The sequence below is a fragment of the Humidesulfovibrio sp. genome (genome assembly GCF_035560995.1).
Lineage (GTDB): Bacteria > Desulfobacterota > Desulfovibrionia > Desulfovibrionales > Desulfovibrionaceae > Humidesulfovibrio.
In genome coordinates, this window is record NZ_DATMYK010000103.1 from 1 (window position 1) to 14034 (window position 14034).

Annotated in this window: 13 protein-coding genes; 10 read left to right on the forward strand and 3 right to left on the reverse strand. The window is 66.6% G+C overall.

The genetic code is table 11. The annotated features are described in order from the left end of the window. Window positions 1-364: 364 nt before the first annotated feature. Both VN419_RS03890 and VN419_RS03895 read right to left on the reverse strand, forming a co-directional pair. On the reverse strand, window positions 365-1006 hold the full coding sequence (locus VN419_RS03890) for a hypothetical protein (protein ID WP_325644642.1): 642 nt from the start codon (window positions 1004-1006) through the stop codon (window positions 365-367). A gap of 35 nt (window positions 1007-1041) precedes the next feature. After that, window positions 1042-3033 carry a hypothetical protein gene (locus VN419_RS03895; protein ID WP_325644644.1) on the reverse strand — a complete coding sequence of 664 codons (1992 nt, stop codon included), beginning with the start codon at window positions 3031-3033 and terminating at the stop codon, window positions 1042-1044. A gap of 377 nt (window positions 3034-3410) precedes the next feature. Between VN419_RS03895 and VN419_RS03900 the strand changes: the two genes are divergently transcribed. The 10 genes from VN419_RS03900 to VN419_RS03945 all read left to right on the forward strand — a co-directional run bounded on the left by VN419_RS03900 (window position 3411) and on the right by VN419_RS03945 (window position 13114). Continuing rightward, the gene (locus VN419_RS03900) at window positions 3411-3953 is read left to right on the forward strand and encodes an acyltransferase (RefSeq protein WP_325644645.1); all 543 of its coding nucleotides are present in this window, start codon (window positions 3411-3413) and stop codon (window positions 3951-3953) included. A 215-nt stretch (window positions 3954-4168) separates the two neighbouring features. Then, the gene (locus VN419_RS03905) at window positions 4169-5176 is read left to right on the forward strand and encodes a Gfo/Idh/MocA family oxidoreductase (RefSeq protein ID WP_325644646.1); all 1008 of its coding nucleotides are present in this window, start codon (window positions 4169-4171) and stop codon (window positions 5174-5176) included. A 3-nt stretch (window positions 5177-5179) separates the two neighbouring features. Then, window positions 5180-6280, forward strand: a complete 1101-nt coding sequence (locus tag VN419_RS03910) for a DegT/DnrJ/EryC1/StrS family aminotransferase (protein ID WP_325644648.1) — start codon at window positions 5180-5182, stop codon at window positions 6278-6280. Window positions 6281-6388: 108 nt separating this feature from the next. Further along, window positions 6389-7054, forward strand: a complete 666-nt coding sequence (locus VN419_RS03915) for a NeuD/PglB/VioB family sugar acetyltransferase (RefSeq protein WP_325644650.1) — start codon at window positions 6389-6391, stop codon at window positions 7052-7054. A gap of 84 nt (window positions 7055-7138) precedes the next feature. Then, a complete protein-coding gene (locus VN419_RS03920) occupies window positions 7139-8107 on the forward strand; it encodes a glycosyltransferase family 2 protein (RefSeq protein ID WP_325644652.1) in 969 nt (322 codons plus the stop codon). Beyond that, window positions 8100-9167: an NAD-dependent epimerase/dehydratase family protein gene (locus VN419_RS03925; RefSeq protein ID WP_325644654.1), complete on the forward strand. Its 1068-nt coding sequence runs from the start codon at window positions 8100-8102 to the stop codon at window positions 9165-9167. Before VN419_RS03920 ends, VN419_RS03925 begins: the two co-directional genes overlap by 8 nt. Beyond that, window positions 9164-10354: a DegT/DnrJ/EryC1/StrS family aminotransferase gene (locus tag VN419_RS03930; RefSeq protein WP_325644656.1), complete on the forward strand. Its 1191-nt coding sequence runs from the start codon at window positions 9164-9166 to the stop codon at window positions 10352-10354. The genes VN419_RS03925 and VN419_RS03930 overlap by 4 nt, the downstream gene beginning before the upstream one ends. 144 nt (window positions 10355-10498) lie before the next feature. Then, on the forward strand, window positions 10499-11173 hold the full coding sequence (locus tag VN419_RS03935; RefSeq protein WP_325644658.1) for a cyclase family protein: 675 nt from the start codon (window positions 10499-10501) through the stop codon (window positions 11171-11173). Then, on the forward strand, window positions 11170-12132 hold the full coding sequence (locus tag VN419_RS03940; RefSeq protein WP_325644660.1) for a DMT family transporter: 963 nt from the start codon (window positions 11170-11172) through the stop codon (window positions 12130-12132). Before VN419_RS03935 ends, VN419_RS03940 begins: the two co-directional genes overlap by 4 nt. A gap of 85 nt (window positions 12133-12217) precedes the next feature. Beyond that, the gene (locus tag VN419_RS03945) at window positions 12218-13114 is read left to right on the forward strand and encodes a radical SAM protein (RefSeq protein ID WP_325644662.1); all 897 of its coding nucleotides are present in this window, start codon (window positions 12218-12220) and stop codon (window positions 13112-13114) included. 299 nt (window positions 13115-13413) lie between these two features. On the opposite strand, the gene VN419_RS03950 is transcribed toward VN419_RS03945, so the two are convergent. Beyond that, the gene (locus VN419_RS03950; RefSeq protein WP_325644664.1) at window positions 13414-13986 is read right to left on the reverse strand and encodes an SIS domain-containing protein; all 573 of its coding nucleotides are present in this window, start codon (window positions 13984-13986) and stop codon (window positions 13414-13416) included. Between the last annotated feature and the right edge of the window lie 48 nt (window positions 13987-14034).

Consider the following 14034-nt stretch of genomic DNA (forward strand, 5'->3'; position numbering starts at 1 on the left):
TCCTTTCCGGCGCATAGCACCAGCAACCGGCACCGTAAAGTGCCACCGCCGGGGGGCATCGGCAGGCGGTCGGCTGGGCTCGGTGGATGGCAGAAGGCCAAGAGGCCAGGAACTCGGCGAGAGGTCGGTTTGTTTCTGAAAAAGGCTGGACGACGGCGGCGCCCCGGCGCTCAGACGCACGGCGGATACGTCCTGGGAACCGCTGGGATGCGCGGCTCCTGCAGGGCAAGCGAGCTGACCGGGAAAGACCAGTTTAAAGAACGTTCAACGTGGCAAATGGTTGGTGTCTCAGAAGCGGGCCACGGCCAAGCTCGCCGGCGGGGCGCTCATACGCGGCCCGCAAATTCAGCCGCCGTGGCGCGCGCTATTTCTTGCTCTGCTGCTCCCCGGCCTGTTCACTGCCGCCCTTCTGCCCGGATTCCTGCGCGTCCTGGGCTTTGTTCGGCTCCGCGCCCTGCGCGCGCGCAGGGTCGTCGCGGAACATGACGAGCAGTTCCCGGACCAGGGGGCCGAGTTTTCCGGCGACCTTGGCGGCACGCGCCCGGTTCAGCTCCACGTCCTCCGGCGACCAGTTGGCGACGCTATCGAGCTTCTTTTCAAGGCCGTACCCGATGTTCCGCGTGCTCTCGTTGATCAGGCCCACGGCCCACATGATCAGAGCCGCCACCACGGCCGCCTTGATGAGAAAAGGCCAAAGGCGCTTCAGCAGGCTCGGCTGCTGGTCCGCGCCGCCGAGGCCCTTTGCGTCCGCCTTGGGCAGCCATGCAAGGAGTCCCTCCGCTGCGTATTCGCGGATGCGCTGCTCCTTGGCCTGGCGGAGAGCCGCGTAGGCGGCGTCCAGGCTCTGGCCCTGGGCCAGCAGCCCCAGCTCCGGGATGGCCAGGGTGAACCGGCCGGCCTGCTCCCGCACGCGCACCTCGTAGGGGGTTTCCAGGCAGGTCTGCAGTTCCGCGGAATCGACGCCCGCGGCGGGCTGCTGCGGGGATGTTTCGGCGTTGGCGTCCATGTCTGAGCCTCCTGTGGCGCTTTGGTTCCAGGCCGCTAGCGCGGCCGGCACGTGTTTTCGTAAATGATGAGGGAGCCGTTGGCGTAGACCGGCTTCAGGCAGTCCGGCACGGCGAAGTCCTTCGGAGCGATGCGGACACAGTGGAAATAGTAGTCCACAGGCATGGTGGCCAAAACCGCGGCCTTGCCCTCGGCCGTGGGCGCGGCCTGGAAATCTTCCATCTCTTTCATGCGCAGGCCGGCCGTGCGCACCGTGGCTTCGGGCAGCCAGCGCATGGGGAAGGCGTAGCCCTGCATACCGCTCAGCCCCAGGTAGTCGTACAACGGCAAGGGGACGTACCCCCCGAGATAAGAAGCCAAATAGTTGATCTTATTTGTAAAAAATACGCGCTTGCGGTCCAGATTGGCTGCGGCCCAGCGCAGGGCTTCGCGCTCAGGGGCATCGAGCTGCTTCACGGCAAGCTCGCGGGGCACGCCGCTGACTTCGGCGCTGGAAACTTGGAGCGGCAGATACTTTCGTTGCAGCGTAACGCCGACGCCGGCGAGAAGGACCAGAACCAGGGTCAGGACCAGCGGCCTGGAGCCGCGCCAGACAAGCACGTGCGCGGCCAGCGGGACGAAGGCCAAAAACACCAGGACCCGCGCGTACCAGTAGAAGTAAAAGTCGCCGCCGACAAAGTTGTAGAGCCGCAGCAAAAACGCGCTCAAACACAGGTAACCCGCGCAAAACAGCAGGTACTGCGCCGAGCGCCGCAGCTTCAGGCGCAGCACAGGGTTCAGGTCCAAAGCCACCACGGCCAGCACAAGATAAGGACCGAACACCACCAGCATCTCGCTCAGGTTGCCGAAGGTGCCCGTGATGAGCTTGAACAGCTTGGGCGCGGTGGTGAGGACGATGCCGGTGTCCGGGTACAGGGTAAGCCGCAGGACCAAAGCCATGCCGACCACCAGACCGGCCAGGAGCAGCTCCGCCCCGCGGACCTGGCGCTTGACCAGGCGCAGCAGCAGCACGGGCAGCAGGCTGGCCGGCAACAGCAGCATCAGGGGCGCCTTTGTGGTGGCGGCCAAGAAGTAGCCAAAGGCCGCATGCGTGGCGAAAAGCCTGGTGTTGGCCCCGGAAAGATAGCCGTAGAGCGCGGCACAGAAGAGAATGACGCCGGGCAGGCCCAGGAAGAAGGTGTGCTGATAGTCAAAGAGCTGAACGCTGGGCGAGCTGAAGAAATTCACCCCGGAAGTGAACAGCAGGAGCACGGCGGCAAGGGAGGTCTCCAGCAGGCTGAAGCCCGCAAGCCGCCGGCAGCCGGTCACCAGGGCACCGGCCAGCAGCAGCCAGAGCAACGGCGGCCACAGGAACAGAACCAGATCCAGCGGGTGGATGGAAGTGACCGTGGCGCACACGGCGTAGCAGAAGTGGTACAGCAGATGGTAGGAGAGGGTGCCCCCCTCCACCATGGGCACGGTGAAAGGCAGGCCGTGCTCCATGACCCGCTGCACGGAAAACACAAAGGCGCTCGAGATGATGTCGTCGACGTAGTAGCCCATCGGCGCGGCCGCAGTCGGCGGGATGGCGCTCTGCATTTTCTGCAGGCACAGCAGCAGGCTGGCGGTCAAGACGCCCGTGGTCAGCAGCAGGTCGCCCCAGGGCGTTGGCCGCAGCGTCCGCTGCCTCTCCGGTGCGTCTTTCCCAGTCCCGGCCCCGGCCCGCGACCGCAAGGGCGCGAGCAGGACCAGCAGGCCCAAGGCAGGCTGAAGCCACAGCAGCCGCGGTTCGTGCAGGGCCGCTCCGGCGTAGCTGAAGGCGAACATGGTGGACAGTGCGGCCGGACCGCCCAGGGCCAGCCGTTCGGCGAACGAGAGAGGCAGCCGCACCAGAATCCCGCCCAAGCCCATGGCAGGCAGGAGCACGAAAGCCACGACAAAGCCCAGGAACACGGGAAGCTGCGCCGAGAGGTCGGGGTTGAGCCAGCCGAGATAGAGATAGATGGCCGCCACGGGGACGAGGAGCAGCAGGTCTTTCAGATGACGCATCGTCACGGCTCGAAACGTAAGAGGTGAGCAAGAACCCCCGAAGATTCCAAGTGGCCCCTGGGGCAGCGTGCAGCAATCAGCCCACACTGCAACCGAGTAGCGCTATCTTGGAAACATCACGTATGTCAATATCCGTCGGGTTCCGCACGCACCTCGCAATGCTCCGGCGCAGCCCTGCCCCTGTGGTTCCAGAAGGACTCCGGCATCCACCGGCATCCATGCTGCGGCTTTACTTGATTCCCCCATCTTGATAAGTAGTCCCGACGAGTGGCATATGCGCGCGGGGCTTCAGGATTCCCCCACGACAACGCACAACGGGGAGCCGCATTCCGCGCCGGTCCCGCAACGAGGAGCAGGACACCTTGGGTCTTTGGAGCATGAAAGCACTGGCGCGCGCCCTACACGCACTGGCCGAGAAACTCGTCCCCTGGCGGGAACACTTCGCCGCCCGCGGGGTCAAACTTGGGCAAGACGTGTTCATCCCAATGCCCCAGCTCGTAAACCTCTACGGTTGCGACATTGGACAAGGCACCAAGATCGGCCCCTTTGTCGAGATCCAGAAGAAGGCCTCCGTCGGCAGGCACTGCAAAATTTCCTCACACACCTTCATCTGCGAGGGCGTGCGCATCGGAGACGGCGTCTTCATCGGCCACGGCGTGACCTTCATCAACGACAAGCGCCCGCGCGCCCTGGCCGAGGACGGCTCGCTGCAGACCGAGGCCGACTGGAAGGTCGTGCCGACCACCGTGCACGACTGCGCCTCCATCGGATCCGGAGCGACCATCATGTGTGGCGTCACCATCGGCCGCAACGCCCTGGTGGGCGCTGGCGCTGTTGTTGTGCGCGACGTTGCGGAAAACACGGTTGTCGCGGGCAACCCCGCCAGGGTCATGCAGACCAGGGACGAGCGCGGTTCATGACAAGCAGCGCCTTGTCCTCTCCGCCTCTGCGCGTCCTCCGCATCGGCGCGGCCATTCCGCACCCCCGCCAAGGCCGGCCAGCATGAACTTTTTCTTCACCACGCTGAGGGCCGCAGCCTTCTTGAACAGGAACAGCAACGGGCTGACGGCCCTCGACACACAGACGAACGTTCACGTTCACCGGCATTTCAACAATTGCCAAGGATGAGTGCAGCATGCTGAACATTGGAGTCATCGGCTACGGTTATTGGGGCCCGAACCTTGTCCGCAATTTCGCCGAGTCACCGCGCGCCCAGGTGCGCTGGGTGAGCGACCGGAGCGAGGAGCGCCTGGCCCTGGCCCAGCGCCGCCACCCCGGCGTGCGCACGGACACGGATTATCAGGCCATGCTGCGCGACCCGGAAGTGACGGCGGTGGCCATCGCCACGCCCGTCTCCACGCATTTCCCGCTGGCCCTGGAGTGCCTGCGCGCCGGCAAGCATGTCTGGGTCGAAAAGCCCTTCACCCACACAGTGGAGGAAGGCGAGCGCCTGATAGAGGAAGCCGCGAAGCGCGGCCTGCGCATCCTGGTGGACCACACCTTCGTCTACACCGGCGCCGTGCGCAAGATGAAGGAACTCATCGACGCCGGAACCCTGGGCGACATCTACTACTACGACTCCATGCGCGTGAACCTGGGCCTTTTCCAGTTCGACGTCGACGTCATCTGGGATCTGGTGATCCACGACCTGGCCATCATCGAGAACCTGTTCAGCGCCCGGCCCACGGGCGTCTCCGCCATCGGGCGGGCGCATTTCCCCGGCCGCCACGCCAACACCGCCTTTGTCACCCTGCACTTCGAGAACGACTTCATCGCGCATATCAACGCCAGCTGGCTTTCCCCCGTGAAGGTGCGGCAGATCACCGTGGCCGGTTCCAAACAGATGATCGTCTATGACGACATGAGCAACGCCGAGAAGATCAAGGTCTATGACCGAGGCGCCGATCTTCCCATGACCCGGGAATCGACCTACAACGCACTGATGGACTACCGCATGGGCGACATGTGGGCTCCGCGCATCGCCGGCCGGGAGGCGCTTTCGCTTGAGGTCGAGCATTTTCTCGACTGCATTGAGCAGGGAACGCAGCCGATAACCAGCGGAGAGGTGGGCTTGCAGCTCGTGCGGCTGCTTTCCGCGGCCACCACCTCCATGCAGAACCAGGGCTCCCTTCAGAAGGTTTAAAAAATGAACATAAAATTCCTCGATCTCCAGACCCTTCACCAGGGCCTCCGCCAGGAACTGCTGGACGAAATCGGCGATGTCATCGACACGGGCCAGTTCATCCTTGGCCCCAAGGTGCAGGCCTTTGAGAGCGACTTCGCCGCCTATTGCGAAACCACGCACGCGGTGGGCCTGAACAACGGCACCAGCGCCCTGCACATGGCGCTCTTGGCCGCGGGCATCGGCCCCGGCGACGAGGTCATCACCACGCCCATGACCTTCACGGCCACCGTGGCGGCCATCATCTACGCCGGCGCGACCCCCGTGTTCGCCGACATAGACCCGGACACCTTCACCCTCGCCCCCGCGGGCATTGAGGCGCGCATCACCCCGCGCACGCGGGCCATCATGCCCGTTCATCTGTACGGGCAGCTGGCCGACATGCCCGCCATCCTCGCCATCGCCCACAAGCACGGGCTGCGGGTCATCGAGGACGCGGCCCAGGCCCACGGCGCCAAGCTGGATGGCCGCGTGGCCGGTTCCTGGGGCGACATCGCCTGCTTCAGCTTCTATCCCGGCAAGAACCTGGGTGCCTGCGGCGAGGCCGGAGCCGCCGTCACCGCGGACGATACCCTGGCCGCGGCCATGCGCAGACTGCGCGACTGGGGCCAGGACGGGAAGTACAACCACGTAGTGCACGGCTTCAACACCCGCATGGAGGGCATCCAGGGCGCCGTGTTGCGGGTGAAGCTGCGGCACCTTGAGGAATGGACCGAAGCGCGCCGCCGCGTGGCCGCCATCTACAACGAGCGCCTGGGGCAGGCGCCCGGCCTCGTCACTCCGAAAGAGGCTAAGGGCGCCCGCCACGTGTACCACGTGTACGCGGTGCAAACAGACGACCGCGCCGGACTGCAAAAGCGCCTGGCCGAGGCCGGCGTGCCCACGGGCATCCACTATCCCCAGCCGGTGCACCAGCTGGCCTGCTACCGGGCCCTGCCCTTTGCCCAGGGCAGCTTCCCCGTGGCCGAGGCCCTGGCCGCGCACGAGCTTTCGCTGCCCATGTGCCCGACCATGACCGACGAGCAGGCCCACGCGGTTTGCGACGCCGTGATTGCCGCCTTGTGAGGGGATCACCCCGCAGAGACTCCGCATGGAGCCGGAAACGATTTGAGCCTTGGCGGCGGCCGGCGGCCGCAATGCCAGGCCCTGCCGCAAAGCCCAAGGAGAAGTGAATTGCACTCGGCCAAGCCGACCAAGATCGTCCTCATCGGTGCCGGAGGAAACAGCCTTGAAGCCCTGGACGCCATCTGCGCGGGGCGCGAGGCGGGCCTGCCCATCTCTTGCGTCGGCATACTGGATGACAACCCCGAGCTGACCGGGCAGAACATCTTCGGCGTGCCCGTGCTCGGACGGGTCGAAGATGCCGGACGGATGCCGGACGTGCGCTTCGTCCTGGGCATCGGCAGCGTGACGGGCTACCGTGAGCGGCACCTGCACATCGACCGCGCAGGCCTCTCCGAGGACCGCTTCGTAAGCGTCATCCACCCTTCGGCCGTCATCTCCCCGCACGCCAGCATCGGCGCGGGCTCCATCATCCTGCAGAATGCCGTGGTCTGTTCAAGCGCGGTCGTTGGGCGGCATGTGCTCGTGCTTCCCAATACCACGGTGAACCACAACTGCGTTGTGGAAGACTACGCCTGCCTGGGGGGGCATGTCTGCGTCTCCGGGAACGTGCGCATCGGCAAATCGGCGTACATCGGATCAGGCTCGTCCATCCTGAGCAATGTGCGCATCGGGGACGAGGCGCTTGTGGGCCTTGGGGCCGTCGTCATCCGAGATGTGGACCCGAGAACCGTGGTTGTCGGGAATCCGGCCAAATTTTTGAGGACCGTTGGCTGAAGCGGCCGAAACGCAGAAACGCGGCGGCGCTCCTGCACGCAGCGGAACAGCGGCCCTGCGGCTGTCTGAACAAGGAATTCCCAGATGATAACCGTTGTCACGCCAGCATATAACGAGGAGGGGAACCTCCGGGCCTTGCACGAACGCCTGGTTGCCGCCCTCCAAGCCTGCGGCCAGCGCTACGAATGGCTCATCGTCGACGACGCCTCGACCGACGCGACCTTCCAGGTGGCCACGGAAATAGCGGCGGCGGATCCCGCCGTGCGCGCCTACCGCTTTTCCAGGAACTTCGGGTCCCATGCCGCTATCCTCTGCGGGCTTGAGCACAGCTCCGGCGACATCGCCGTCGTGCTGGCGGCCGACCTGCAGGATCCCCCGGAGATAATCCCCGCGCTGCTGGACGAGATCGGCAAGGGCGCGAGCGTGGTGTGGGCGGCGCGCGAGCAGCGGGAAGGCGAAACGTTCCTGAACGTCATGACTTCCAAACTTTTCTACTGGGTCATCAGCAGGGTTCTGAAGGTGGACCGGACGCCCCCGAAGGGAGCGGACTTCTTCGCCATCACGCGCCCGGTCATTGATTCCCTGCTCCGCATCCAGGAGCCGAACCTCAACGTGTTCATGGCCTTGTGCTGGCTCGGCTACACCCAGGCCTCGGTCCCCTACCGCAAGCAGGAGCGTTTTTCGGGCACGTCCGGCTGGAGCCTGGTCAAGCGCTTCAAGCTCGCCATCGACTCCTTTGTCGCGTCCTCATACACGCCGATACGCTTCATGTCCGCCACCGGGCTGCTCACCTCGGTGCTGGGGCTCGTGTACGCGGTGACGATCATCTACAACAACATCTTCCACGGCGGAGCCGTGCAGGGCTGGCCCTCGCTCATGGTGATCACCCTGTTCTCCGCCGGGATGGTCATGAGCATGCTGGGGGTGCTGGGCGAATATGTCTGGAGATCCCTGGAGGCTTCCCGCGCCAGGCCCCTGTATATTGTCGAAAAGAGCACAAGCACGGCTGCGGCCAAAGGCCACAGCACAACGAAGGACCACGCCCATGAGTGAGACCAGCTCCATCATTGCCCTCGTCACCGGCGGCGCGGGCTTCATCGGCAGCCACCTCGTGGACCGGCTGCTCGCTTCCGGGGCGCGCGTGCGCGTCCTCGACGACTTCAGCACAGGCAGCCGGGCCAACCTTGCCCACCACGCGGACGACGCGAACCTGCGCATCCTCGAGGGCGACATCCTGAACCCGGAGGCCGTGCGCGACGCCGTGGAGGGCTGCAGCCACGTGTTCCACCTGGCCTGCCGCAACGTGCGCCTGAGCCTGACGCATCCGACCATCGTGCACGAGGTCAACGCCACCGGAACGCTCAACCTGCTCAAAGAGTCCGCAGGGGCCGGCGTGGCCCGCTTCCTGTACTGCTCCAGCTCCGAGGTCAACGGCACCGCGGATCTGGTGCCCATGCCCGAGCTGTACCACTACGCGCCGGAGACCATCTACGGAGCCTCCAAGCTCACGGGCGAATACTACACCGATGTCTTCCAGCGCGCCGGCTGGCTCAGCACGGTCATCGCACGACCGCACAACAACTACGGCCCCCGCGAGCACTATGCGGGCAACTGCGGGGAGGTCATACCGCGCTTCATCCTGCAGGCCCTGTGCGGCGAACCGCTGACTCTTTACGGCGACGGGGCCCAGACCCGAGACTTCACCTACGTGACGGAAACCGTGGACTATCTGGTCCGTCTGGCCCTGCATGGGCAGGCCACCGGGGCCTACAACGTCTGCCGCGGCGAGGAAGTGACCATCAAGACCATCGCCGACACCATCCTGGCGCTCACCCGCTCCTCTTCGGAAATCCGCAGGCTAGAGGGCAGGCCCTCCGACGTGCTGCGGCTCTTCGGCGATCCGGCCCGGCTGCGCGGTCTGCTGGGCAGCTCCCCCTCCATCTCCATCGCCGACGGCCTCCAGCGCACGGTGGACTGGTTCCGCGCCCATGTGGCCCCCACGCCCGAGCTCATGGCCTCTCTGACGGCCAAGAGCTGGGTGGGCGGCCAATCCGAACCCTGGCTTGAACAACACCTGGCTCGCCGAAACGCGGCCGCAAAGGATCTGTCATGAAAGTGCCTCTGCTCATCCCCTCCATTGGACCAGAGGAAGTCCAGGCCATCAGCGCCACCGTCACCTCGGGCTGGCTGACCCAGGGCCCGCAGGTCGCGGCCTTTGAAGAGGAATTCGCCCGCTATGTGGGCAGCGCCCACGCCTGCGCGGTGTCCAGCTGCACAACGGCCCTGCACCTGGCGCTCCTGGCCGTCGGGGTGGGCCCCGGCGACGAAGTGGTGACCGTGAGCCACTCCTTCATCGCCACGGCCAACGCCATCCGCTATTGCGGGGCCACGCCCGTCTTCGTCGACATCGAACCCGGCTCGTTCAACATGGACCCCGGCCTGCTGCAAGGGGCCCTCTCGCCGCGGACAAGGGCCATCGTGTGCGTGCATCAGCTTGGCCTGCCCTGCGATCTGGCCGCCATCACCGCCATCGCCCGGAATTCCGGGGTGCCGGTCATAGAGGACGCGGCCTGCGCCGCGGGCAGCGCCATTCTGACTGACGGCGCGGAACAGCGCATCGGCGCGCCCCACGGCGACATCGCCTGCTTCTCCTTCCATCCGCGCAAGGTGATCACCACCGGCGACGGCGGCATGATCACCACCAACAACCCAGACTACGACAGACAGTTCCGGCTGCTGCGCCAGCACGGCATGAGCGTCTCGGATCAGCAGCGGCACCACACATCAAGCGTCGTCTTCGAGGACTACCCGGTGCTGGGCTACAACTACCGCCTGACCGACCTGCAGGCCGCCCTGGGCCGTGAGCAGCTCAAGAAGCTGCCCGGCTTCGTGGCCGAACGGCGCGCCATTGCCGCCCGCTATGTCGCCTTGCTGCAGGGGACGCCGGGCCTGGTCCTGCCCGAGGAGAACTCCTGGGCGCGGAGCAACTGGCAAAGCTATTGCGTCATGCTGCCGCAAGGCGTCGACCAGCGGGAAGTGATGCAGAGCATGCTTGACGCCGGCGTGGCCACCCGCCGCGGGGTCATGAACGCCCACCAGGAAGGGGCTTATCCTTCCGGCAGTTGGAAGTGCGGCGTCTGCGGAAGCACGCAGGGCTGTGCGCAACACCTGCCCAACAGCGAGCGGGCCCACGCCTCCGGCCTCATGCTGCCCATCTTCCCCGGCCTGGGCGAAGACCAGCAAGACCATGTCGCGGCCTCCCTCGCCGAGGCCCTTCGGAAGGCCAAGCCCTCGGCCTGAGGCCAAGAACCCGCAGACCTGCCCGTTTCACTTGCGGGTCCAGGGGGCGCATGCCCCCTGGCGGGGCCTGGGGCAGAGCCCCAGCGTTCAATCCAACGCCGGGCGCGTCTTGCCTCTGCGTGCCGACGGGCGTATCTCCACCGCATGCACCCCTCCCTTCCGCTTCTCGACCTTTCCTGGCCCGTGCGGCCGGGCATGCCCATGTTTCCGGGCGATCCGCCCGTAGAGCACCGGCCCATGGGCGCGCTGGCCGAGGACGGCTTCGTGTCGCATCTTGTCAGCCTGCCCGCGCACAGCGGCACGCACATTGACGCGCCGGGCCATGTCATCGAAGACGGCGCCCTGCTGGCGGACCTGCCCCTCTCGCGCTTTTGCGGGCCTGGAGTGGTGCTGGATGTGCGCGGCCGGGCGGAACGCGCCGTGACGGCGGCGGATATCGGCCCTTTGCTCGGGCACGCCCGGGGCGCGGCCTTTGCGCTGCTGCGAACGGGCGATGAGGCGCGCTGGGGCTCGGACGGCTATTACACGCGCGGCGCATACATTGCGCCAGAGGCCGCGGCGCTTCTGGCCGCCGTGCCGGGGCTGTCGGGCATCGGGCTGGACGCCGGTTCCGTGGACCCGGCGGACTCGCGCGGCCTGCCCGCGCACAAGGCCCTGCTCGGGGCCGGGCTGGTCATCGTGGAAAACCTGCGCGGGCTGGGCCAACTGCCAGCGGCTTCGGAACCTGGGCGCGGCTTCACCTTTTTCTGCCTGCCCGTGCTGGGCTGCGACGGTTCGCCCGTGCGCGCCGCGGTGCTGCTCAGCGGAGGTGCGGAGTGACGGTGCCGCCTTCCGGACGCTTCGGGCCCGGTTTCGGCATCTATGCCAAACTGGTGGCGACCATGGCCCTGTGGGGAGCCACCTGGGTTTCGGCGCGGGTGGTGGCGCATGCCCTTTCGCCGTTTCCGGCGGCCTTTGTGCGCTTCCTGTTCGCGTCCATCTTTCTGTACGTTCTGCTGTGCCGTGCCTCGGCCCAGGAGGGCGGGCAGAGCGGAAATGGCGGCGGCAGCCGCTGGCCCAGGCTCGCGCGGGGACTTTGGCCCGGCGTGGCCTTTTTGGCTCTTACGGGCGTGTTTTTATACAACGTGCTCTTCTTTTCCGGCATGGCGCATATGGAGGCGGGCCGCGCGGCCATGATCGTGGCCTGCGTGCCCTCGGCCGTGGCCCTGTACTCCGGCCTGGTGCTGCGCGCGCCCACCGGCTGGATCAAGAGCCTGGGCATCGCCCTGTCGCTGTTCGGCGTGTCGGTTATTCTGTCCGGCGGCAATCCGCTGACGCTCCTCACCCATGGCGCGGCGGAAGGAGACCTGTACATCCTGGGCTGCGTGGTCACCTGGGCGGCCTACACCATCGGCGGCGGCCGCGTGATGCGCCAGAGCACGCCCCTGGCCGCGGTCACCTGGTCCTGCATCCTGGGCTGCATCCTCCTGCTGCCGCCCGCCCTGGCCACTGGCATGGCGCGGCAGCTTGAGGCCGCAAGCTGGGTCATCTGGGCCAATCTCGCCTTTCTGGGCGTGGGCGCGACCGGGTTGGCCTTCACCTGGTATTACGACGGCATCCTGGCACTGGGCGCGCCGCGCGCCAGCGTGTTCATCAACCTCGTGCCCGTGTTCGCCACCATCATGGGCAGCCTGATTCTGGGAGAGGGCGCGGGCGTTTCCCTCATCCTGGGCGGCAGCATGGTGCTTTCCGGCGTGGTGCTGGCCAACAGGCCCTCCAAAACGCCCGCCACGAACTGAGCCCCTCGCCAACACGTCCTCCCGTTGCCCCCTCCCCTGGCCACCTCCCGTTGACGCGCCCGGCGCGCCAGGGCACACTTCCGCCATGACGCTCATGGGATTCGATCTCGAAGGACAGGTCATCCGGCCCCCGGCCGAGGCCGAAAGCCTGCTGCTGCAGGCCACGCTGGGCTGCTCGCACAACCGCTGCGCCTTCTGCCCGGCCTACAAGGGCAAACGCTTCGGCTTCAAGGAGCCCGAGCGCCTGCGCCAGGCCATGGACCACGCCGCCCGGCACATGCCGGAACTGCGGCGCGTGTTCCTCTGCGACGGCGACGCGCTCATCCTGCCCCAGGCCCGGCTGGAGCAGATCCTCATGGACATCCGTGAGCGCCTGCCCCAGATCACGCGCGTCAACGCCTACGCCAACGCCAAGGCCCTGGCGCGCAAGTCGGACGCCGAGCTCCTGCGCCTGCGCGAACTCGGCCTGTCCACCGTCTACCTCGGCCTGGAATCCGGCTCCGACGCGGTGCTCTCCGCCATGGACAAGTGGGGCGACGTGGCCGAGCACCTGCGCCAGGCCGCGCGCGCCAAGAACGCCGGGCTCAAGCTCTCCGTCACCGTGCTGCTGGGCCTTGCAGGCCTGGGCGGCGCGGGCACGGCCGCCGAAACCCACGCGAAAGAGACCGGACGCGCCCTCACCCAAATGAATCCGGAGCAGGCCTCGGCCCTGGCGCTGATGGTCGCACCCGGCACGCCGCTTTACGAGCGCATGCAGCGCGGCGAGTTCACGCCCCAGGACGACCACGGCCTGCTCCTCGAACTGCTTTGGCTGCTTGAGGAAACTACCCTGGCCAGCGGCCTGTTCTTCTCCAACCACGCCTCCAACCCCCTGCGCCTGCGCCTGCGCCTGCCGCGCGACAAACAGGCCGGGCTCGACGCCGTGCGCCAGGCCCTGGCCGGAGACGCTCCGCTGGTGCCGCACGCGTACAGGCGGCTGTAAGGCGAGGGCAAGAGGCCCTCTGGACTCCCCGTGGCGCTGGGTTTTGCTTCTGGCGCAAAGCCGCCCGAAGCAAGACCCAGCGCGGAGGGTCCGGGCGGAAGGCGGCTCTGGCAGAGGGCTGCGCCAGCCCTGGCGGATTTGCAACCCCACTGTCCCTGCGCCCTGCCCCCGAATAAGAAGCCCCGGAGCGCTTTTGCGCTCCGGGGCTTCTTATTCGGCCTGCGGGTCCAGGGGGTGCATACCCCCTGGCGGGGTTCAAGGGGCGGAGCCCCTTGCGCTATTAGTCCATATGCCGACGCCTAGCGGCACTCGGCTTCCACCAGGTCCATCCAATGATGCAGCACGGCGGCGTGGCAGGTCTCCGCGAGGCCGTATGTGCCCGCAGGCACGTAGATGGACAGGTCGGCCAGGGTGCGGCTGGCGTTCTCCGGCCGCATGGCCGAAAGCGCCACGGAGCGGATGCCTTTCTGGCGCGCTGTTTCCAGGGCTTTGACAACATTGGGGGAGTTGCCGCTGCTGCTGATGGTCACGAGCAGGTCGCCTTCGCGTCCGAACCAGGACAGCGGCTCGGAGAACACGGCGTCGTAGCATACGTCGTTGCCCACGGCGGTCATGAGCGAGGGGTCGGTGAACACCTGCGTGCGCACACGGGCGTTCTTGGCCAAATCGGCGGAAAAATGACACGCCATGGAGGCGCTGGCGCCGTTTCCAGCGAAGTAGACGCTGCCACAGGCGGTGCGGGTCCCCAACGCCCAGCCGACCCAGTGGGCAAAGGCCTGCTCCACGTCGATGCGCGCCCCGCCATGGGTGTGCGTTTCGGTGCGGGCAAGCAGGCCGGCGATATCGGCGACAAAATCCTTCCAGGCGCTCATTTATTCTCCTTGTTTCCGGCTCATTGCGGGGGGGGAGGGGGGTATTGT